21 protein-coding genes and 1 tRNA gene are annotated in these 21715 nt (G+C 52.1%); 8 read left to right on the forward strand and 14 right to left on the reverse strand.

Translation table 11 applies throughout. From position 1 onward, the window contains the following. Positions 1 to 8 precede the first annotated feature (8 nt). Entirely contained in the window at positions 9 to 2222 is a 2214-nt protein-coding gene (locus tag IE076_RS03045) for a 3-hydroxyacyl-CoA dehydrogenase NAD-binding domain-containing protein (RefSeq protein ID WP_189435233.1), read from the forward strand. 344 nt (positions 2223 to 2566) lie between these two features. On the opposite strand, the gene IE076_RS03050 is transcribed toward IE076_RS03045, so the two are convergent. After that, positions 2567 to 4237 carry a GNAT family N-acetyltransferase gene (locus tag IE076_RS03050; protein WP_189435235.1) on the reverse strand — a complete coding sequence of 557 codons (1671 nt, stop codon included), beginning with the start codon at positions 4235 to 4237 and terminating at the stop codon, positions 2567 to 2569. Positions 4238 to 4427: 190 nt separating this feature from the next. Here IE076_RS03050 and IE076_RS03055 point away from each other — a divergent pair, with 190 nt between their 5' ends. Next, positions 4428 to 4700, forward strand: coding sequence for a DUF6460 domain-containing protein (locus IE076_RS03055; protein ID WP_189435237.1), 273 nt, complete (start codon positions 4428 to 4430; stop codon positions 4698 to 4700). A gap of 28 nt (positions 4701 to 4728) precedes the next feature. Here the strand turns inward: IE076_RS03055 and IE076_RS03060 are convergent, their stop codons facing one another. The 3 genes from IE076_RS03060 to IE076_RS03070 all read right to left on the reverse strand — a co-directional run bounded on the left by IE076_RS03060 (position 4729) and on the right by IE076_RS03070 (position 6925). Then, positions 4729 to 5292, reverse strand: coding sequence for a TetR/AcrR family transcriptional regulator (locus IE076_RS03060; RefSeq protein ID WP_189435239.1), 564 nt, complete (start codon positions 5290 to 5292; stop codon positions 4729 to 4731). A gap of 157 nt (positions 5293 to 5449) precedes the next feature. Further along, complete coding sequence (locus IE076_RS03065; protein ID WP_189435603.1) at positions 5450 to 6289, reverse strand: histone deacetylase family protein; 840 nt, start codon at positions 6287 to 6289, stop codon at positions 5450 to 5452. 249 nt (positions 6290 to 6538) lie between these two features. Continuing rightward, positions 6539 to 6925, reverse strand: a complete 387-nt coding sequence (locus tag IE076_RS03070; RefSeq protein WP_189435241.1) for a COG4315 family predicted lipoprotein — start codon at positions 6923 to 6925, stop codon at positions 6539 to 6541. A gap of 481 nt (positions 6926 to 7406) precedes the next feature. Here IE076_RS03070 and IE076_RS03075 point away from each other — a divergent pair, with 481 nt between their 5' ends. Continuing rightward, positions 7407 to 8759, forward strand: coding sequence for an MATE family efflux transporter (locus IE076_RS03075; RefSeq protein ID WP_189435242.1), 1353 nt, complete (start codon positions 7407 to 7409; stop codon positions 8757 to 8759). Positions 8760 to 8828: 69 nt separating this feature from the next. On the opposite strand, the gene IE076_RS03080 is transcribed toward IE076_RS03075, so the two are convergent. From IE076_RS03080 to IE076_RS03100, 5 genes are all read right to left on the reverse strand, one after another. Further along, positions 8829 to 9866, reverse strand: a complete 1038-nt coding sequence (locus tag IE076_RS03080) for a zinc-dependent alcohol dehydrogenase family protein (protein ID WP_189435244.1) — start codon at positions 9864 to 9866, stop codon at positions 8829 to 8831. A 157-nt stretch (positions 9867 to 10023) separates the two neighbouring features. After that, entirely contained in the window at positions 10024 to 10626 is a 603-nt protein-coding gene (gene wrbA, locus IE076_RS03085) for an NAD(P)H:quinone oxidoreductase (protein ID WP_189435246.1), read from the reverse strand. Positions 10627 to 10953: 327 nt separating this feature from the next. Then, positions 10954 to 12060: a quinone-dependent dihydroorotate dehydrogenase gene (locus IE076_RS03090; protein ID WP_189435247.1), complete on the reverse strand. Its 1107-nt coding sequence runs from the start codon at positions 12058 to 12060 to the stop codon at positions 10954 to 10956. After that, the gene (locus IE076_RS03095; protein WP_189435249.1) at positions 12061 to 12402 is read right to left on the reverse strand and encodes a DUF952 domain-containing protein; all 342 of its coding nucleotides are present in this window, start codon (positions 12400 to 12402) and stop codon (positions 12061 to 12063) included. It abuts the gene before it with no gap. A gap of 226 nt (positions 12403 to 12628) precedes the next feature. Beyond that, complete coding sequence (locus IE076_RS03100) at positions 12629 to 13045, reverse strand: hypothetical protein (RefSeq protein ID WP_189435251.1); 417 nt, start codon at positions 13043 to 13045, stop codon at positions 12629 to 12631. 300 nt (positions 13046 to 13345) lie between these two features. Between IE076_RS03100 and IE076_RS03105 the strand changes: the two genes are divergently transcribed. The 3 genes from IE076_RS03105 to IE076_RS03115 all read left to right on the forward strand — a co-directional run bounded on the left by IE076_RS03105 (position 13346) and on the right by IE076_RS03115 (position 16102). Further along, positions 13346 to 13990, forward strand: coding sequence for a S24 family peptidase (locus tag IE076_RS03105; protein ID WP_189435253.1), 645 nt, complete (start codon positions 13346 to 13348; stop codon positions 13988 to 13990). A gap of 15 nt (positions 13991 to 14005) precedes the next feature. After that, a complete protein-coding gene (locus IE076_RS03110; RefSeq protein WP_189435255.1) occupies positions 14006 to 14902 on the forward strand; it encodes a thermonuclease family protein in 897 nt (298 codons plus the stop codon). A 126-nt stretch (positions 14903 to 15028) separates the two neighbouring features. Next, entirely contained in the window at positions 15029 to 16102 is a 1074-nt protein-coding gene (locus IE076_RS03115; protein WP_244649581.1) for a calcium:cation antiporter, read from the forward strand. On the opposite strand, the gene IE076_RS03120 is transcribed toward IE076_RS03115, so the two are convergent. Both IE076_RS03120 and IE076_RS03125 read right to left on the reverse strand, forming a co-directional pair. Next, positions 16040 to 16816, reverse strand: a complete 777-nt coding sequence (locus tag IE076_RS03120) for an SGNH/GDSL hydrolase family protein (protein WP_189435261.1) — start codon at positions 16814 to 16816, stop codon at positions 16040 to 16042. The two genes, IE076_RS03115 and IE076_RS03120, sit on opposite strands and share 63 nt — an antisense overlap. A 33-nt stretch (positions 16817 to 16849) precedes the next feature. Continuing rightward, positions 16850 to 18511, reverse strand: a complete 1662-nt coding sequence (locus tag IE076_RS03125; RefSeq protein WP_189435263.1) for a lysine--tRNA ligase — start codon at positions 18509 to 18511, stop codon at positions 16850 to 16852. 266 nt (positions 18512 to 18777) lie between these two features. Here IE076_RS03125 and IE076_RS03130 point away from each other — a divergent pair, with 266 nt between their 5' ends. Continuing rightward, the gene (locus IE076_RS03130; RefSeq protein ID WP_189435604.1) at positions 18778 to 19191 is read left to right on the forward strand and encodes a tellurite resistance TerB family protein; all 414 of its coding nucleotides are present in this window, start codon (positions 18778 to 18780) and stop codon (positions 19189 to 19191) included. An 82-nt stretch (positions 19192 to 19273) separates the two neighbouring features. On the opposite strand, the gene apaG is transcribed toward IE076_RS03130, so the two are convergent. The 3 genes from apaG to IE076_RS03145 all read right to left on the reverse strand — a co-directional run bounded on the left by apaG (position 19274) and on the right by IE076_RS03145 (position 21378). Continuing rightward, positions 19274 to 19666, reverse strand: coding sequence for a Co2+/Mg2+ efflux facilitator ApaG/CorD (gene apaG, locus IE076_RS03135; RefSeq protein ID WP_054663013.1), 393 nt, complete (start codon positions 19664 to 19666; stop codon positions 19274 to 19276). A 108-nt stretch (positions 19667 to 19774) separates the two neighbouring features. Then, positions 19775 to 20401: a CDP-alcohol phosphatidyltransferase family protein gene (locus tag IE076_RS03140; protein WP_189435265.1), complete on the reverse strand. Its 627-nt coding sequence runs from the start codon at positions 20399 to 20401 to the stop codon at positions 19775 to 19777. Positions 20402 to 20577: 176 nt separating this feature from the next. Next, positions 20578 to 21378 carry an ion transporter gene (locus IE076_RS03145; RefSeq protein WP_189435267.1) on the reverse strand — a complete coding sequence of 267 codons (801 nt, stop codon included), beginning with the start codon at positions 21376 to 21378 and terminating at the stop codon, positions 20578 to 20580. A gap of 224 nt (positions 21379 to 21602) precedes the next feature. On the opposite strand from IE076_RS03145, the gene IE076_RS03150 reads away from it, so the two are divergent. Continuing rightward, a tRNA-Gly gene (locus IE076_RS03150) sits at positions 21603 to 21676 on the forward strand. The last annotated feature ends 39 nt before the right edge of the window (positions 21677 to 21715 follow it).

Here is a 21715-nt window from a genome sequence, read left to right on the forward strand (position 1 = left end):
AGATAGACATGACTTACACACACTTTACCCTTGAAACCGATGCAGACGGTTTTGCAGTCCTGAAATGGGACTCACCTGAAAAGCCGATGAACGTTTTTGACGATTCCGTCATTAACGAGCTGGACAAAGTGATCGACGACATCACTGCCGACGACGCTATCAAAGGTGTTGTTGTAGCTTCCGGCAAGAAAGCGTTCTCCGCTGGTGCTGACCTTTCCATGATCGGCAAGGCACTTGCGACTTATAAGAAGCGTCAGGGCGTTGATGCGGAAGGTGCTGCAAAGGAACTGTTTGAAGGCACACGTAAGCTTTCTCTCATCCTACGCAAGCTGGAAACCTCCGGTAAGCCATATGTGGCTGCTGTCAATGGTGTTGCCATGGGCGGTGGTACCGAGCTGGCACTGGCCTGTCACAAGCGTGTTGGTGCTGAAGACACCCTGAAGATGGCTCTGCCTGAAGTTAAGGTGGGTCTGTTCCCAGGTGCTGGTGGTACACAGCGTGTTATGCGTCTGGTTCCTGACCTTCAGGGCGGCTTGCAGTTCCTGATGACCGGTCAGAACCTTGATGCGAAGAAGGCCATGCGCCTGAAGCTGATCGACGCTGTTGCGCCTGAGGCTGACCTGATTGACGCTGCCAAGAAGATGCTCTCAGAAGGTGTTGACCCTGTTGCACCTTGGGACAAGAAGGGCTTCAAAATCCCGACTGGTAAGGTTTATTCCCCAGCGGGCATGCAGTTCTGGCCAGCAGCGAACGCGATCTACCGTCAGAACACCTATGACAACTATCCGGGCGCACGCTACATGCTGCACTCTGTTGTTGAAGGTCTGATGGTTCCAATCGACGCTGGTCTGACCATCGAGAGCCGCTACTTTGCGCATGTTCTGCAGAGCAAGGAAGCAGCTGCCATGGTTCGCTCCCTGTTTGGTTCCATGCAGGAGCTGAACAAAGGTGCTCGCCGTCCAGCTGGCGTACCGGAAAGCAACCTGAAGAAGGTTGGCGTTCTTGGCGCAGGCATGATGGGTGCAGGTATTGCTTACGTGACAGCGAAAGCTGGCCTTGAGGTTGTTCTGATCGACCAATCTCAGGAAGCTGCTGACAAGGGTAAGTCTTACTCTGAAGGCCTGATGGACAAAGCGATCAAGCGCGGCAAGTCTACAGCTGAGAAGAAAGAAAAGCTGCTCGGCCTGATCACCGCAACCACCGACTACAGCGCTCTGAGCGATGTGGATCTGGTGATTGAAGCTGTGTTCGAAGACCGTGAAGTGAAGCGTGTTGTAACCGAGAAAGCTGAAGCGGCGATGCCAGCTTCTGCAGTCTACGCGTCCAACACCTCTACCCTTCCGATCACCTCTCTGGCAGAAGCTTCTTCCCGTCCAGCTGACTTTATCGGCATTCACTTCTTCTCCCCAGTGGACAAGATGATGCTTGTTGAGATCATTCTGGGTGAGAAGACCGAGGACAAGGCAACTGCTGTTGCTCTGGACTACGTGAAGGCAATCAAGAAGACCCCGATTGTTGTAAACGACAGCCGAGGCTTTTACACCTCCCGCGTGGTTGGCACCTATGTTCGCGAAGGCATCATGATGCTTTCCGATGGTGTACCGGCAGCCATGATCGAGAACGCTGGCAAGATGGCAGGCATGCCTGTTGGTCCGCTTTCTCTGGGTGATGAAGTTGCTCTGGACCTTGCCTGGAAGATTAAAGAAGCAACCAAGAAAGACCTTGGCGATGCTTATCCTTCCAGCGGTTTTGACACCATTCTTGATGCGATGGTTGTTAAGAACGAGCGCTTTGGCCGTAAGAACTCCAAGGGCTTTTACGACTACAAAGGCAAGGACAAGGCTCTGTGGCCTGGTATCACCGAGATCACTGGTCCATCCAAGTCCGCTGATGAGTTTGACGTTGAAGAACTGAAAGATCGCTTGCTGGGCATTCAGGCTCTTGAAACCGCTCGCGTGTTTGAAGAGAACTGTCTGACAGACGTTCGTGAAGCAGACGTTGGTTCCATCCTTGGCTTCGGCTTTGCACCATTCTCCGGTGGCACGCTGTCTTACATCGACGGCATCGGCACCAAAGAGTTCGTGGAACGCTGTGACAAGCTGGCTGCCAAGTACGGCGACCGCTTCGCACCAAACAAACAGCTGCGCGCAATGGCAGAAGCTGGCGAGACCTACTACGGTAAGTTCTCCCCTGTAGAAGCTATTGCAGAAGCTGCTGAGTAATACGGGATCGGCTGGGCATATGAGCCCAGCCGCCTAGTTAGAGTTGGAAGCGCCGGTGGGAGAGGTCTCGCCGGCGTTTTTTATTGAGGAGTTTCAGGCCCGGTCATCCCGCACTTGATGCGGGATCCAGAGCGACAAACTCAACACTTCAGCATCCAAGGCATGGATCCCGCATCGCGCTTCGCTTGTGCGGGATGACGAGAAAGGTGTCAGCTGACAAGCGCGCTTTCAACATTGGAGTATGGAAGGACCACGAGCCGCAGCTACTCATACCTACGCTCCGTTGCGAAGCTATCCAGATAGAACTAACGGCATTGATGAGTTGGCCTCATATTAGGTTCTTATTAGGCTGGTGCTTCTACAGATGCAGGTACGAAGTCGTAGCGTTTTTCGTTGGAACTGGCCTTGATCAATCGGAAACCGTTTCTAAGATAAAAATCATTCACCCAGCTTTCTGGGAAGGTTTCCAACGTAATTGATTTACGCTGCTCTTCGGCGTATTTCTTCAAATAGGTCAGAACGCCGCTTCCAATCCCACGGCTCTGGACGTTGACTTGAATATAGAGTCGCTCCAAATAGAGGTGGTCGTCACGCTCCCACAAAACATAGAAGCCTACCGTTTTGCCCTGTAGCGTAATTTTGCGTGTGAAAGCAGGATCAAACGTCTTCTCGAATTCTCTCCCATAAGCGGAGTGATCAAACATTCCGTTCGCTGCCCACTCTTCTTGCATAGCCTCTTGCCTAATATCGGCAAGCAGATTGAAGTCAGACTTGTCGGCAGCATCCACCGCGAAGTCGCCACAAGTATCCGTGAGCTGCGACAGCTTCCATTCATAGACATTCTCGTCCTCCCGCTCCTCAAGCAGTGTGAAGCCGTTGTGCTGGTAGAAGGCGTTGGCGCGGCTTTTGGGGAGGACTTCGAGTTTGATGGGTTTGTTTTGCTGTGTGGCCTGTTGTTTCAGGTGGGTTAGGACTTCTGCCCCGATGCCACGGCCCTGTGCTTTGGGCAGGAAGTAGAGGCGTTCCAGATAGAGGTGGTCAGGTTTGTTCCAGAGTACGTAGAAGCCAAGGACTTCTTCGTTTTCGGTGATCTTCCATGTGGAGGCCGGGTCGAAGCTGTTTTTGAAGTATTGGCGGTAGAGCGCATGGTCGAACAGGCCATTGGCTTCCATATTGTCCTTCATGGCGTGCTGGCGCAGGTCTGCTAGCAGATCAAAGTCCTCAGCTTTCGCCTGCTCCAAGCGCCCGGAGGCTCGCTCGGAAGGGACTTGCGGAGCATATTCATAGTAATTGTTGAAATCCACGTTGTGCGTGAAGTGGAAGCCGTGGGACTTGTAGAACCTGTTGGAGTTGCTGATGCGGAGCGCTCCTAAACGGATTGGTTTGCCGACCTGCTGTGCGTGCTCCTTGAGGTTTTGAAGGATTTGTGAGCCGATCCCCTGCCCTTGTGCGGCCGGCAGTAGGTAGATCATGTCCAGATGGATAAACTCATCATACTCATGGATGGCCGCAAAGCCGAGCAGTTCCCCATCTTGCTCAATCTTCCATGTTGCCTCGGGCTTGTAGTCTTCAAAGAAATGTCTGCGAGCAAGGGCATAGTCGGTCAGGCCGTTTGCCGCCCATTCATCTTTCATAGCCTCATCGCGAAGGTCAGCGAGTTGTTCGATATCTTCCGGTTCAGCGCGTTTCAGAATGAAGGATAACGCCTGCTTGATAGCGGCTGTCCCAACATCTTCCCCTTGCTCTTCTGGCAATAACCAGAGTTGGCCCCGCTCCACGTGATCAAGCTGCTCGAGCAGCGTGTAGAACCCGATTGTTTTACATCCGCGCACCAGCTTGAACGTCTGTGCAGGATTAAAGCTTTGCAAGAAGCTACGGCGTAACCCATCGGGGTTTGAATGCCCCAACGCTTTGCGGCTGTCGTGCGTGGAGGTTACGTATATGTTTGCTAGGAGGTCTGCGTCGTCAGGTTCCGCAGCGTAGGTAATAAACGGCACACCAATAACTTTCGGCAATATGGGAGGGGCACAAAGTGGATTTGCATCTATGCAATATCCCTCGGGCTTCCTATATAGAAATCAATCTTAAGCAATATGCTTTTAACCTAGAGCAGTCAAACTGCCTTGGCTTTCAATTTTTGCGCGTATTCCTGCCGGTGATCGGCTTTATTTTTATGGGATACGCTTTGGTACAGCGGAGATCTTGATGTCAGACGATAAGTTCAACCGTTTTCTTGGAGACTCGCCAGCACGGGTTCTCTTTCGGCTGATTTTTCTGTCCCTGATTGTCGGAATTATCCTGGCTGCGCTGGACTTTTCGCCGCTGACGCTGATCTACTCCGTGCAGGAGTTCTTTGTCAGGATCTGGAATATGGGCTTCTCTGCAATTGAGCGCTTTGGCTCTTACTTCCTGCTTGGCGCCATGGTGGTGGTACCGCTCTGGTTTATCTCCCGGCTCATGAACTGGCGCGGGCGCTAACAGCGCCAGCCCATTGGGACAGGCCCATTTACTGCATGCAGATATTGTGGATGTTGACGGAGAGGTTGTCGAAGATCTCCGGATCTTCGCTGGTGTTGCCCATCAGGACGGCAACTTCCAGAGCAGCAAGTACAAAATCTGATTTCACGAGCGCTTCTTCAGAGGACCAGTCACCGCTGTATTCCAAGAGATCTGCCAGCCAGAGGCGGTTGCGGCGGGCGAAGGTTGCGGCCAGCTGCTGAAGGTCTTCGGGCAAATCATCGTCCTTGTCCCCGAGCACGGCTGAAAGGAACAGCTCGCCACCATCTGTCATACCTGCCTGAAAGGCTGCAATGTAGGTGTCCAACGCTCTGCGGAAGTGGAGCGTTTGCATGACGGGGTCACCCAAAATTTGCAGGAAGCGGTCGATGTACCGTTCCAGCACAGCCCGTTCCACCCCGTTCTTCGAGGGGAACATTCTTGAGATGTCCTGTTTGCTCGCTCCGGTGGTGCTGGCAAGTTGATTTACATCCAAGCCCAACAGGCCACTTTCGCGGATCATATAATCGGCCGTGTCCAGTACGACGCTTCTATCGGTGAGCACAACACCCATACTTGTCTCCCAGGCTTACGAGGCTCTTCTTCTTACAGCTTACGAAGGGGATACTGCGCATTTTTCAGAAAATGGCAAGGCACATTTACCCCACTAATTCTTGAGGGTAATGCCTCAAATTTTACTTAAATTCTATGCAAAAGAACTTAGTTTTACATCATAGGTACTTCGCGGCGGTCTGGTACAAAATTGCATGACGACTAACCAATAGTCCTAGATCGAAGGAATACCCTCCCCCTAGGACACCTGCCATTGGGATACCTGCATTCCTTACCATCCTGAAGACCAGATCCTCTCTTTTACGCAGGCCATCGTCCGAAAGGGCGAGACGTCCTAACCTGTCCTCATGGTGCGGATCAACGCCAGCGTTGAAGAACACCAGATCGGCTTTGAAGGTGGCGAGGACCGATTTAAGTGTCTCCTCAAGGATCGTCAGGTACTCGTCATCTTCCATACCATCCCGCAGAGGCACATCGAGCGTGGAGGCTCTCTTGCGGACCGGGTAGTTCTTTTCTGAGTGAATGGAGAGCGTGAAGACGCTGGCGTCATGGGCGAAGATGTCGGCAGTGCCGTCACCCTGATGGACATCTAGATCGATAATGAGCACGCGGGATGCCATGCGCATGGTTTGCACGGTCCTAACGGCAACAGCCACGTCATTAAACACGCAAAAGCCTGCGCCTTGTGCAATTCGAGCGTGGTGTGAGCCGCCTGCGGTGTTGCAGGCAATACCGTGCTCCAAAGCCAGCATTGCGGTGAGCAGAGAGCCTCCTGTAGCGCATTGCGCACGAAAGGACACGCTCTCGTTCATTGGAAAGCCGATCTCGCGGGCAATGGCGCGGGGGACCTGACAGCAGAGGACCTGATCGACATAGTCCTTAGCATGAACGCGCAGCAGGTTCTCTCTGGAGATTGGTGTGGGCTCGTGAAACTCATAGAGCCCGCCGTGCGGGTCGGTTTCTTTCAACCACTGAGCCACGCCGGCATACTTGCGCATCGGGAAGCGGTGGTTTTCGGGAATATCTGCCGTGTAGGCGGGATGATGCACGATTGGTAGCTTCACAGCGGCACCACCTTTTGTGAAGGTGCGCCGCTGACTATCATCGGTATTGCGAGTTCTGTATTTGCTATTTTGCTCAAAGAAGACATCTGGACCACGGTTTCAGTTGTCTTCTTCTTACAGCAGTCGCTGTCGCAAGCTCAAGATTGGAATCTGCCAGCCTGCGCGATGGCGAGCTAATACAGATTATGAGCCGGAAGGCTGTGCAACAGACCACTCGTTCAATACACCATCACCGGAGATATCGCCCGGAGCTGTATCAAGACGGTATGTATAGAGTGGTTTGCCGTCATAGGCCCATTGCTGCGTTCCGTCACTGCGAGTCACGAGGCTGTAATCACCTTCTGCAGATGCACCTTCATCAGCCTCATATGGAGGCCAAAGGAACGCGCAGAGGTGGTCACAAGTTGACTGTCCGCTTGGGTCGTCAGAATAGATATACAGGGTCATACCGCTGTCGTCTGTCAGGGTTTGACCTTTACTTGTGTCGCCAACCTGCGGTGGAGGGGCTGCAAAGGCACTGGCTGCGGAGAAGAGAACTAGAACGGCTGCACTCAATAGTAGTCTAGGCATCTACTTTTTTCCTTGTAATGAGGTGACTTGATCGCTTTTCCATTACTGAAACCAATATTTCTACCACTAGCAAATGGGCGATATTAAGGCACTATTCTTACTCAAACAAAGAACAACTAAAAGATTTACATAGTCAATACATGCATATTAAGTATCCAATAAATAACATCGAAAAATAGATCTACCTTTACTCCACAAACCTTGGCGATTTAACTCTTATCTTTAATCAACCTGCTTCCTGAACAGCTGGCCTAGTGCTTCAGGTAGAGCGTTTTGCTATTGTTTGTTTGCGCGTGCTTTCCGCGCGTGCTCTTTGCATGGATCTGCCTCCAAATTTGGGCACACTACGATTTCCCTAGGCCCTCCGTAATGTGTATGGACAAACAAGGAACAAACCAATAAGAGCGAAGGATACTCTGATTATGCAATCCATTTTGAGCTGCCTGTTTTTCTGGCGCTCGTGCGTTCGAAGGTTTTTTGCGTGTCTACAAGTTTTAAGGTGACGAACCGCTCTTTTCTGGCGCTCGCTGTTCCTATGACATTGGCCTACATCTCCACTCCCTTGCTGGGACTGGTGGATACGGCAGTGATCGGGCAGTTACACGATGCCGCCCTTTTGGGTGGTCTGGCTGTTGGTACCATCCTGTTTGATGTGATTGGTGCGTTTTTCTATTTCTTGCGGGCAGGCACAACCGGTCTTGCTGCCCAGTCACTTGGTGCTAACAATGGGCCAGAATTACGGGCTGTGCTGGCGCGTGCGTTGTTGCTGGGCATCATTGGCGGGGTTGTTGTTATCTTCCTGCAATGGCCTATTTTGCAGTTTGGTCTTCCAATTATCGGCGGCACAGAGGCTGTTCAGGAAGCGGCTGCCACCTATTTTGCGATCCGTGCGTTTTCCGCGCCGTTTGTTCTGGCCAACTACTCCATTTTGGGCTGGTATCTGGGCCTGAGCAAAGCTGGTATCGGGCTGCTTATCCAGACCTTCCTGAATGTGACCAATATGGTGCTCTCAGTTGTGTTTGTGCTGGGCTTTAACTGGGGCATTCCCGGCGTAGCCATTGCCACCTTCATTGCAGAGGCGCTAACATTCGGCCTTGGCCTTTACCTGATCAAACGGGAGCTGAACGGTGCGCCGCTGCCTACCTTCTCGCAGATCATCATTTGGGAAAAGCTAAAGCCCATGCTGGCGCTGAACCGGGACATCATGATCCGGTCCATGGTGATGTTGTTTGCGTTTGGCTTCTTCACCTCGCGCAGTGCGGCGCAGGGAGAAGTGGTGCTTGCGGCCAATGCTGTGCTTGAAAAATTCATTCTGGTTGCCGCCTTCTTTCTGGATGGAACGGCCTCGGCTGCTGAACAGGTTGTTGGGCAAGCCATTGGTGCAAAGCAGCGCACGGCCTTCCGCAAGGCCCTGCGCCTTTCTGTGGGCTGGGGATTTGGGCTTTCCTTTGGCGCAGCTGTTGTGCTGTGGCTGGCAGGCGGAGCCGTAATTGACTTGCTGACCACCCATGCGGAGGTACGTGAGACCGCCCGGACCTTTATGATCTGGGCCGTTCTGACACCGATCATCGGCACATTGGCCTTCCAGATGGATGGGATATTTATTGGGGCAACTTGGTCTCAGGATATGCGGAACTCGGTGGTGGTCTCCACCATCCTATTCCTTGCAAGCTACTACCTGCTTTATCCAATTTATGGAAACCACGGCTTGTGGTTCTCCCTGCTGGTGTTCTTCGGGGCACGTGGGCTGAGCTTGAGCTTTATGTGCTACATTCGCGAGCGACAGCACTTTGATGGGCTGCAGAAGGCTGAGGCTGAAGGTCTGAGCACCTGAAGAAGAATTGCCTTGCCCGGAGGGGGATTGCCGGGCAAGGCAGGCAGTATCACTCTTAGGTGATAACTACTAAGCGATGCTTATTGTGACTTTGCCCATGTGCTGGGCTTTTTCCATGTAGTCATAAGCAGCTTCAACCTCGGACATAGTGAAGTCTTTTTCTACGAGCGGCTTGATCTGGTGTTTGGCGACAAACACGGACAGGTGCTCAAAGTAGGTGCGTGAACCAACCAGAACGCCAGCCAAAGACCCGTTCTTCAGGACCAGATCACTGATGTTTTCCGGTGCATGTGCCCAGCCTGTCAAGACGCCCACCTGAGAGATTAGTCCGTGAGGTGCAACGGCACGAATGGAGCGTTCCAATGTGTCCTTACCACCCAGTTCCAGAACCACGTCTGCGCCGTGTCCGTCGGTCAGCTGGTGCAGTTCTGCATCCCAGTCTGGGACCTCTTTGTAGTTGATGGTGATGTCTGCGCCCAGTTCCTTTGCTTTTGCCAGCTTTTCATTTGAGGAGCTGATGAGCGCGACGCGGGCGCCGAATGCTTTTACGAGCTGTAGCGCAAAGATTGCGACGCCGCCTGTGCCTTGTATCAGGACGAGGTCGTCCTTCTTCAATGTGCGGTGCTGTTCAAACAGCGCGTGCCACGCGGTTACGCCTGCGCACGGCAGTGTGGCCGCTTCCTGGAAGCTTAGGTGGTCAGGGATACGAACCAGCGTATCCTCATGGAAATTGGCCTGCTCTCTAAGGATGCCTGGGTATTCGGCGGAGCTCAGCGCAGAGCCGAGCATATGGGGGACAAACGGCCCTTCGAGCCACTGTTGAAAGAAAGTTGGCATGACCCGGTCGCCAACGGACCATTTGGTTACCTTCTCGCCAACGGCGATCACTTCACCTGCCCCATCGGAGAGTGCGACAAGGTCTGCCGGCATTTCGCCGTACTGACCTTTGCGGATCATCTGATCGCGCGCATTCAAGCTTGCGGCGTGCAGGCGAACCTGAACGTCGAATGGCCCTGGGGTTTCAACCGGAAAGGTTTGCGAGCTTAAGGTTTCGCCGTTTACAACGACAGCCTGATTTTCGTTTTGCAATGTGATTTGGTCAGTCATTTAAATGTCTCTTGTATGTATTTGCGTTAAATTGTGTACAAAGGTATACGTATGCATTATTGCCTGCGCAACCCCACAAACGACAGGTTGTGTTTCAGATCACATCGCGCAGGCAATTAAGTTGTTTTTGAAAAATATCGAGAGGTTTTGGGGCCGTTTAGGCCTTAGCAAGTTTCTTTGCAATTCCGGCTACGTGCCGCCCCTGATCGCGGGCAAGCTTCAGCTCATCTTCAGTCGGCTGGCGTGAGCCATCGGGACCGGCAATGGTGCTGGCACCGTAAGGTGAACCACCGCGGACCTCGGAGATTTTGCTCAGTTCCGGGCTTGAATACGGCAGGCCCGCAATCACCATGCCGTGGTGAGCCAGCGTTGACCAGAAGCTGGTGATGGTTGTTTCATTGCCGCCACCGGTACCAGTTGAGGTGAACACAGAACCAACTTTGCCGATCAGCTGACCGCCGAACCACAGAGCGCCGGTCTGATCAAGAAAGTTGCGCATTTGTGCTGCCATATTGCCGAAGCGGGTGGGCGTTCCAAAAATGATGGCGTCGTAGTCCGCCAGCTCGGCAGGCTCCGCAACTGGTGCTTTCTGGTCAACCTTAAAATGGTTGTTGCGAGCTACATCCTCAGGAACAAGTTCAGGAACGCGCTTGACCACAACTTCCGTTCCTTCCACGTCCTGAGCACCCTCGCGGATGGCGTCTGCCATGGTTTCGATGTGGCCGTAGCTGGAGTAATATAAAACAAGAACCTTTGTCATGATCATTCCTTTGTGTTGTTATGTTTACAAAGGTATAGCAACGAGGCGCATGAACAATTCTTCACTTGGTAGACTGTCTGTTTATTAGAAGTTGACAATAACAAGAGGCAGATTTTGGCAGGGTGGGTGCAGTGCAATCGGAGCTTCAGTTTAAAGTTTTGGCAGACTTCGGTTCGACCGCCGTTTTACAGGTAAACGGGCCCTTTTTGCTGCGCCAGCGCGTGACTTTTGTAGTGCTACAAGTGCTGCGGATTTTATTGGCGTGCGCTACAAAAAAGGCCGGGACTTTTATCAGACCCAGCCTTTTTGCAAAAAATTTGTTCGTGCCTAGAGATCGAGCGGTTTGTCCGCCCAAAGGTCATTGTCGATCCCCACCAGATCCTGCAGGTTGGAGACATCGCGCAGCGCGACCAGACGGGACAGATGGTGGTTGATCTTCTTCACCAGCCCCTGCCCTTCATAGACCATCCCAGAATAGAGCTGGATCTGGTTTGCACCTGCAAAGATCTTGGCAGCCGCTTTCTCTGGTGTATCGACGCCGCCGACGCCGAAGAGCGGCAGGTCCGGTCCCACTGCTCGTCTTGTTTTGGCCAGAGCGATGGTGGAGCGCTCGAACAGCGGCGCGCCTGACAGGCCGCCGGCTTCCTTGGCCTGCACCTTGTCCTTAAGCGCGGACGGGCGGGCGATGGTGGTGTTGGAGACGATCATGCCATCGACCTTTTCGGTCATGACAACCTCCGCGATCTCCTTGATCGCTTCTTCGGTGACGTCAGGGGCGATCTTGAGCATTACCGGCACCTTGCGGCCCAGACGATCTTCCTGCTCGTTGCGCGCGTCCATAATGGCCGAAAGGAGGTAGGCTAATGCGTCTTTCTCCTGAAGGTCTCTCAGGCCCGGTGTATTTGGGGACGAGATATTGGCAGTCAGGTAGTCGGCCAGCTCAGCGAACCGCTTTACGCCTAGCACATAGTCGGCGACACGGTCTTCGGAAAGCTTGTTTGCACCGATGTTAATGCCCAGAACACCCGGTGTGCGCCCAACTTTGCGGATGCGCTCATAAACGACGTCGTGGCCATCATTGTTGAAGCCGTAGCGGTTGATCACCGCACGGTCGGCGCTGAGGCGGAAGTTCCTTGGCTTTGGGTTGCCTTCCTGCGGCAAGGGCGTCACCGTTCCAACCTCGACGTGGCCGAAGCCGAGTTTCATCAAGGGAGTGATTGCCTGAGCGTTCTTGTCGAATCCAGCAGCCATGCCCACCGGGTTCTTGAAGGTCAGGTCGCCCCACTTGTATTCCAGCGCCTTGTCCTTGATCTGGCCAAAGGACGGGGCCAGACCCGTGGAAAGCATTTTGATGGTTGCGTTGTGCGAGGTCTCAGGGTCCAGACAATGCAGCGCCCGGATTCCGACTTTGTTGATCAGGTTTTCAATCGACATTTATAGCTCCGGAAACTCGTGATTGCCATTAGCATCCAGCGGAAGCGGTGTGACCCATTTTGCTTTGGAAACAGAAAACTTGCCATACAGGTGCGGAAAGAGTGTTCCACCGCGGGAGGCCTCCCACTTCATTTGCTCTTCAGGAAAGTCTTCGCTTTCAACGGCAATCAGTAGCAAATCGGTTTGTCCCGCGAAGTACAGCGCTGCTGTTTCTTTTACAGTTTCCGCGCCGGAGAAATGGATGAAACCATCGGCCAGGTCGATCGGTGCACCCGCGAAAAAACCGGCGGCTTCAGCTTCCTGCCAAAGCGCCTTGGGGGCGATCTTGAATATAAGGGACATTGGGTTTGCCTTTCAGGAGAGACGACTACTCAACTGAAGTCATGCTCATACATCGACAAATCAGGGACTGACAACCCCCAATTGCGACTAAAGCTTGCAATAGGAATTTATTCACCACAAACAGGATTATATTGAAGCGTTTAGGCTTGCTTATATGGGGGCATTCCTGCGCCTGTTTCAGCACTCTCTTTGCTCACCTGTTCAAACTTACTGAGCTACTTTTTTCCTATATCATCTCGCGAGTTATGACTGCATCCAACAATTCAATTCTGTCTCTTTTCGGGCTAAAAACAAACCTAACTGTCTGCTCTGGCAAAAATCCGTAGCCCAATGCGTTAACGGGAACATCCATAATCAGAACTCTGCAGCTACATTCACCAGAATCATAAAACCAAGATTTTCCACTCAGATGTAATACTTCCAAGAATATCTTTTCTTCATCGCCATAGATTTCCAAAAGCCATGTTTTTATCGACTTAGGCTCCCATGCAGTTAACTTCAGTGATGGGAGTTCCTTGGCTATCAGCAATGCAAGAGCGGGAGGTTTGTGAATAGATCTGACGGAAACAAGAAGGAGAGCGATGATCGCGATCATACTGGCAATTGTAAGGATTGCCTTGGTTGCGCAAAACCTTGATTGCATTCACTGGAGTTCCTAATTGCCCGCCTATACTTATAGCGTGCAGGTATCTTGATATTATTTGGTCTAATCGCCAATCCTTTACATTTCATCGATTCCGCGAAGCATTGCCGTCTATCGTTCAATTTCCTAGATAGCTCTCTCCCTTAGCTCATTAAATGCATGATCTGATCGCATAACGATTTAATGAGCTACAACAAACCCATTTTTGGTTGTGTTTGTTTGACGTATTCAACAGGCATACCTAGAACCAAGGTCCAACCATTTTGTTTCAGCACTCTTATCTTCACCGCAGGAGGACCTATGTTGGATCATGAGCGCCTTTGGGCCGCACTGGACAAACTGGCGGTTCGGCATCAGCTGACGCCTTCGGGGCTTGCACGCAGAGCTGGACTAGACCCGACCTCCTTCAATCCATCAAAGCGATTTGCATCAGATGGGCGTCCGCGCTGGCCCTCTACCGAGTCGCTTGCAAAAGTGCTGGAAGTCACGCAGATGACCTTCATGGACTTTGCCTCTTTGCTGCAAGAGAAGCCGGAGAGCTCCAACACGCACTTCAGATCATTTCCCGCTTATCTTTGCACCAGTGACGAGTTAAGTGAGGTTGATTTGGAGGATCTCTCTGATTTTCAGCTGGACAAATTCTGCGATAGCTTCATTTTTCCCAGTTCTCAGAGTGATAAATTCTTCGCGCTTGAAGTTTCGAGTAATAGTTTTGAACCATACTACAGGGAAGGACAAATTATAATCGTCTCTCCCGAGACTTCTTTACGGCGCAATGACCATGTTTTGATTGCAACTACAACCGGAGATCTTCATTGCGGTGCTTTGCAGCGGCAAACGAACGAGCGCATTGAGTTTCGACGGGACACCCCTGAAGACAAACCACGGGTGTTTCAGGTTGCAGATCTGGTCTGGACGGCAAGGGTGTCATGGGTGAGCCAATAATCAAACAGGGCCCCTATGCGGATTACCAAGACCACGTGTTTTCTTATTGGAGCATCACTTCTGGGTGCAGGCCTCTTCGCACTCATCCAGCACAACTCACAAACCACCCCACCTGGGAATGCGCGGACTCTGTATCGCCCATCCTCATTCCCGATCGAGCATCGCTCATCTGATGAAGAACGGAAGCGGGAACTTGCAGCGTTGGAGGCTACCCGCAGAGTGGCGGAGGGGCGGATCCCCCAAGCGCCACCGAAACATCCCCAAACACTGCGCAACGTAGGAGGCACGCGTACGCCCCCTCCACCGGTCACCGGACCGCTTGAGCGGGTTGCCTATGTGAAGGAGCTGCGCAGGTCCAATCAGCCACTTCCGAAAGAACTGATCCTTTACCGTGCAGTGGCGGTTGACGGTGCAACCTTACGTGATAAAACGAAGTGGATTTCTCTCAATCACATCCGGCCTGTGCCACTACGCGCAACTTGCATCAGTGAAGATGGTGAAAGGTGGCAGTGTGGCGTTCGAGCAAGAACAGCTTTACGTGCTTTCATTCGACAAAAACGTGTCACCTGCTCCGATCTAAAAGCCGTGCATGATGATAAACTCACTGCCACTTGTAGTGTTGGCAATCATGATCTTGCCACTTGGCTCATCAAGAATGGATGGGCAAAGGCGGGAAGCGATGCGCCTAATACATTGAAAAAAATTGCAGAACGAGCTCGACAATCAGAGAAAGGCATCTGGCGTTCGAAAATGGTGCACCTAAATAAGGATGAAACCGCGACGCTGGTGAACTCCTGGGAGGAGCTGGACGATGACAGCACCTCGACCTCAACATTGATGATGGAGGGGGAGCCCGCCATTATCTGGCGTCCGCGCAATGATTTGACTGCAGAGACCTCTGCGAGAAAATAAACCTTATACAGGGCCTTAAGGAATAAAAAAATAATGTCAGGGTTTGGGACTACTGTTAAGCGTGAGGCCTGTTTTTTTGCAGGAGCTGCAACTACCGCCTTCTTCTTTTTGGCGGGAGCTGATTTATTGCAGCCTTCAGCCGGCTTTTTGGTGCAGATGATCTGTTTTCTCTGGCTTTTTGGCGTCATGTTGTGGTGCGCCTTTGGTGTGGTGCGCCATGCGGACTGTCTAGCCGCGATCCTTGGGGAACCTTACGGAACGCTGATCCTTACGCTCTCAGTAATTGGCATTGAGGTTTCACTGATCGTTTCCATCATGCTGACAGGGGGCACCAACGAGCCACTGGCGCGTGATACCATGCTGGCGGTACTTCATATTGTGTTGAACGGCATGGTGGGCGTCAGTTTGCTTCTGGGCGGCCTCAAGTACGGGGAGCAGCCCTTTAACACTCAAGGGGCCCGCTCTTTCCTTTCTGTTCTTATCCCGCTTGTCACTATCTCTCTCATTCTCCCCCGTTACACCACTTCAACCGCTGATCCTTCCCTCTCTACCGGACAGCAGATCTCTTTTGCAGTGATGATCGGATTGCTTTATTTGATCTTCCTTGCCACCCAAAGTATCCGGCACAGATCGTTCTTCATTCAACCCAAAGCCCATTCAGGCGTTGCCCTGTCGTTCCTGATGGCGAAGGATGAAGCGGATGACGACCAGAGTACTCATGACGATGATGATCACGATCTGGAGATCTTTTCGACCGGCTACCATGCCACTTTCCTGATCCTGACCATGCTCCCGATTGTGCTGCTATCAAAGAAGTTCGCTGTGCTCGTGGACTATGGGATTTCAAGTTTCCACATGCCAGTGGCCGTCACCGGTGTGCTGGTTGCGCTTCTGGTTCTGACACCTGAGGGGCTGGGTAGCTTCCGTGCAGCGCTTTCAAACCGGTTGCAGCGTTCCGTCAATATCTGTCTTGGTTCGGCCCTTGCAACAATCGGGCTGACAGTCCCGGCTGTTTTGATCGCAGCCGGGATCTTTGACATTCACATCGTGCTCGGTGTGAAGGATACAGATATGATCCTGCTCCTTCTGACCCTTATCTTGAGCGTGATCACCTTTACAGGCACACGGACAAACGCCCTACAGGGCGCTGTGCATCTCGTGCTGTTTATCTTCTACTTCATCCTTCTGTTCCAACCCTAGGAGACCGCGTTCCAGAAGTTCGGCAACTGAGTGATTGACCCAAAGCTGGTTGCCGAGTGCTGTTGCGTGCATACCGTCTTCACAGAAGGCCTCTCGAGAGGCTTCAGCGATAGCGGAGGACGCGATCACACCGCGCTCGTGACAAAGCTGAGCGCCAATGCGGTTGATCATGTGACGCCGCGGTTCCAGCACCCATGCCAGTCCGTTGGATAGGGCAGGAACGTATTGAAGTGACATCAGGTTGGGCCAGTAGATGCGCGCATTCGGGTATTTGGTGCGCAGCGCGTAGATCAGCTCGCCGAAGTCCTTCTTCCAGGCTCTGCTGGAATGGAAGTTCTTCAGGTCATTCATGCCAATGCTTATGAAAACATGCGTGTAGTCATCATATGGAAGATTGGGAACGACCACATCGCGCAGTTGCGTAGCTGTGGCAGAGTTGTTGCCTGCCGCACGCCATTTGACAGGCTGGCCGCTGACTTCGGCCAGTTTCTTTGCCATGGTGTAGGTCAAACCACGGGTCGTGTGCTCAAGGCCAATAGCGGCAACTGACGAATCCCCAACAACGAGCATGTTAATCAGCTCGCCATGCCCCTCAATGGTTCCTGAAAGCGGACCGGTAGCGGGTGCAAGGCGAATGGACCTGGCACGCGCCCGCAAGCCCTCAACAATGTAGACAGGCAAAAGTGCCCAAGTAAGCCAGCTAGGAAAAGACATAAAAAAGCCCCCTCGTTTGAGGGGGCTAATTCATCACGCTGCAAGCTCTCCTGCAAGTGCTTTTGCAATCAGGGCCCGGGTCTCCGGGATGCCATAGAGGGCTACGAAAGACCCGAACCGTGGCCCCTTCTCCTGACCCAGAAGTACTTGATAAATCGCTGAAAAGAATGTCTGCGAAACACCTGGACGACCATCTGGATTCAGCTTTGCAGTGTTCTGGTAACGCTCAATATTGCGACCAATGTCGTACATTGCGTTCTGGATATCACCACCATCAGTATCAGCTGGCAGGCCAGCAAGTACTTCGTCCAGTTTGGTGAGCATTTCCCTCTCAACATCATCAGGCGCTCTGAACTGCTTCATCGGTTTTACAAAATCATCGTAGTAACGGATTGCGTAGCCGACCAGCTCGTCCAGCATCTTGTGCGTCTGAGCAGATGTACCTGGTGCATAGCGAGAGATGAATGCCCACAAAACGTCCTTGTTGACGGCATTGGATGCCGACACGAGATTGAGCAGCATAGCAAACGGAACCGGCATTTCTTCCTTCGGCGGATTGCCATAATGGATATGCCAGACAGGGTTCATCAGCTTTTGCTGAGCATCCATTTTCTCAAACTTGGACAGGAAGGTGCAGTACTCATCAACCGCTTTCGGGATGACGTCAAAATACAGTTTCTTCGCAGTCTTAGGCTTTTGGAAGTTGAACAGGGACAGGCTCTCCTGCGAGGCGTAGTTCAGCCACTCCTCCATGGTCAGGCCGTTGCCTTTGGACTTGGAGATTTTCTGGCCCTTTTCATCCAGGAAAAGCTCATAGTTGAAGCCTTCGGGAGCTGGTGCGCCCAAAGCCTTACAGATTTTGCCAGACAAATTCACACTATCGATGAGGTCTTTACCGGCCATCTCATAGTCAATGCCCAGCGCATACCAACGCAACGCCCAGTCAGCTTTCCACTGACACTTGACGTGACCACCGGTGACCGGCAGCTCCACGCGTTCTTCGGTTTCCGGGTCAATGTAGGTCACAGTGCCTTTCTCGACATCGCGGTCTACCATTGGCACCTGCAATACAATGCCCGTGCGAGGGCACACTGGCAGGAACGGAGAATACGTGGCCTGACGCTCTTCCCCCAGAGTTGGGAGGATGATTGCCATGATCTTGTCGTAGACTTCCAGCATGCGCAGCAGGGCTTTGTCGAACACACCGGACTTGTAGTAATCGGTGGAGGACACAAACTCGTACTCGAAGCCGAACTTGTCGAGGAATGCCATGAGCTTTGCGTTGTTTGCGGCTGCAAAGCTCGGGTATTCGTTGGAGAACGGGTCGGGCACGCTGGTCAGCGGCTTGCCAAGGAAAGACGCCATCATTTCCTGATTAGGAACATTGGTTGGCACCTTGCGGAAGCCGTCCATATCATCTGAAAAGCAAATCAGCTTGGTCGGGATCTTGTCCTGCGTGAGCAGCCGGAAGGCGGTGCGGACCATTGTGGTGCGTGCAACTTCGCCAAAGGTGCCCATGTGAGGCAAGCCAGATGGACCATAGCCAGTCTGGAACAAGACCGGCCCGGTCTTGGGTTTCTTCTCCAGCCGTTTAACCAGTTTGCGTGCTTCTTCAAACGGCCAGGCTTTAGATACCTGCGCCGCCTCGATAAGTTCTGGGCTGAGATCGAGTTGAGGCAAACTGTTCGTAGACATGGATTTTGAGATCCGTAATTGGAGATAAAACTGTGGTTGAGTTTGGCTTTCTGCGGCGGGATTTGATGCCGGAAAGCTGCGCGAACTTATGTAAAACTTGCGCCCACGTCAATGCAAGTTCTCGGGTTTTCGGCGCTACCCCCTTGTATGAGGCAATAACCCAACTTACCTTTGCAGTCATTAAGCGCTGCCAGACGATTTGGCAGAGTAGATTTTCAAGGCCAACCAAGAAGCAAAGCTATTTGCTGTGGGGAGATATGGGTACAATAGATAGATTACTGAGCGTAGAAGAAGCTCTTATTCATGTGATGGTGATGGTTTCGGCCGCTGATAGTGCGATGAGCGATGCAGAGCTCCGTCAGCTTGGCGATATTGTGGGCATTCTTCCTGTCTTCAAAGACTTTGACGACAATAATCTGATCAAGATTACCCAGCAGTGCGCCGAGCGTCTTTCCGGCGAAAACGGCATGAACAAAACGCTGGAGCTTGTGGCGGACTCCCTGCCAACCAAACTGCACGACACAGCTTACGCACTTGGGGTTGAGATTGCTGCGGCTGATTTGCGGGTGAGCCCTGAAGAAGTGCGCATGCTGCAATTGCTGCGTAATCACCTGAAGCTGGACAAGCTGACCATTGCTGCAATTGAGCGCGGTGCGCAGGCCCGTTTCCGCACACAGTAACTTCAATTATCCGTGCTTGGCGGGCGGTGTTGCACTGCCCACAAGTTCTATGCTTGATCCGCTATGAGCTTTGCCGAAGCTTCTAATGGACGGTTTTGACCATATCTGGCAGGTCTAGCGAGAAAGCCGGGATTTTTACAGCAAAGAACTCGCCTTTATCCGTTTGCATCCGATAATTGCCTGTCATAATGCCTGAGGACGTGTTCAGCGGGCATCCGGATGTATATTGGAACGAGCCCCCCGGTTCAATGACTGGCTCCTCACCGACGACCCCTGCCCCATTGACTTCCTGTGTGTTGCCGTTTGCATCGATTATATACCAGTGCCGCGACCTAAGCTGGACGGTTTCGCCACTCATGTTTTCAATCGAGACAGTATAGGCCCAAAAGAACTGCTCATCCTCCGGGGTCGACTCCTCGGCAAGATAATACGGTTCTACAGTGATCTGTATATCTCGGGTAACGGCACGATACATAGCACAACCCAACTTTCAGGAAAATTCCGCTGCAAATACAACAGCAGTACGCATCCTATTTGTAATAAGTCTAGCCTTTACACCCTGGTCTTCGCAAGAGCAACGATCTTACACCGAAGGATCTGGGTGGTTCAAAACCATATGCCGAACCATGAAAACGCGAGAAATTGCCGAAAGTGTGCAGATTGCTGCAAAAGTCCATGCAACCCATGAGAAATAAGTGGGGAAGAGACAGAAAATGACAAAGACACCTATGGTTTCAAAGCCCTCAGCCAGCCCTCCAAGGTAATAAAAGGACTTCTTTCCGCGCAGTGATGTTTCCATGCCCAGCTTTTGCGCCAGAGTCGCGAATGCGAGGAAAGTGGACCCGTTGATGTAAAAACTGAAAAGCAGAGCCGCAGCAGCGAGTGCATTTTGCTCCGGTGCGACAAAGGCAAAGGCCAGCGGGATCGCGCCGTAAAAGATGAAGTCAAAGGTGATGTCGTAAAACCCGCCAAGCTGGGTTGATCCTGCCGCCCTGGCGACCGCACCATCCAACCCATCAGCGAAGCGGTTGAGCAGGATAAACAGCAGTGCCATGCCAAAGTGCCCGGCTGCAATCGCTGCTGCCGCTGCAAGGCCAAACCCAAGCCCGACCGTGCTTACTGCCGTTGCAGTAAATCCAAGATCTGCCAGTGCTTTGCCCATCTTGTTGAGTGGCGGGTCTATATAGCCGCGGAGTTTCGCATCAAACATATCGTATCCTATCAGATATGCATTTCCTCTTAGGCCTTTTTTTCGCAGGTGCCTATCATTGCCGGTACCCAATCCACACGCACGATGATCACTAATACTTCAATGACCCTTGATAATGTGTATGGCTGCAGCCTTCATTCACTTCAGCCTTTCCTTCAACCGGTATGAGAGCTGCTTCAGTCACCGTTTATGCGGTGTTTTTCCAATTCTTTGATCAGATCCGCTCTAAGGCCTTTCAACTCGTTTAAAATGAGCCGAGTTTCCTCGTGCACTTCGAGGCGATCAGCTTCAAGGTCTTTGTCGTGCTCCTGCTGCATGGCTGACACGATGATACCGATAAACAGGTTCAGGACGGTGAAGGCGGTGCACAAAATAAAGGGTATGAAGAACAACCATGCAAGGGGGTACACCTCCATAACCGGTCTCACAATCCCCATACTCCAGCTTTCCAATGTCATGACTTGGAATAGTGTATAGGTAGATCTGCTGATAGAGCCAAACCATTCAGGAAATGCTGCCCCGTAGAGTCCGGTTGCCATGACCGAAAAGACGTAAAACACCAGCGCCATTAACAGGACGATTGAGCCCATACCCGGCAGTGCGCGGACAAGCCCGCCTACGACGTTTCGCAAAGACGGGATCACCGAAATAAGCCTCAAGACCCTAAGGATTCTCAGAGACCGAAGGATGGTTGCAGGTCCAGCTGCAGGAACAAGGGCGATAGAGACAATAATGAAATCAAAGAGGTTCCATGGGCCTCTGAAAAAACTTGGGCCAAATGCAAAGATGCGCAGGGTGAGTTCAATAACAAAAATGAACAGAGCCAATTCGTCAAGAAAGCTTAGGACTGGTCCATAGTGACTAACGAGCGCTTGGTTTGTCTCCAAACCGAGTACTACTGCGTTTAGCACGATTACGCCTATAATCGTGTATTCCCATTGGCGGCTTTCAATGATGGATCGTAACTTCGCCCGCATTTTTCTACTTGACCTTATAGGATGGAATTGGGGTCACCTTAAGTGCCTGTCTGAAGGCTTAATGTTGTAAGGGACCCTGGAATCTGACATGCATAAATGAAGAAGATTCCGAGTGCAACACGCAGGAGAGCCAAAATAACACTAGTGAGTTTGAGATATAGTTTTCAAAGGCTTGACCCTATTCGAAATAACCAGCATAAATTTGCTTCGATCTTGCTGAGGTCGCGGGTGTAGCTCAATGGTAGAGCAGAAGCTTCCCAAGCTTAAGACGAGGGTTCGATTCCCTTCATCCGCTCCAGGACCGCTCTTGGCCGATCCCCTCCAGTTCCAACTTTCC

It is taken from the genome of Pseudovibrio japonicus, assembly GCF_014651595.1.
In the GTDB taxonomy this organism is placed as follows: domain Bacteria; phylum Pseudomonadota; class Alphaproteobacteria; order Rhizobiales; family Stappiaceae; genus Pseudovibrio; species Pseudovibrio japonicus.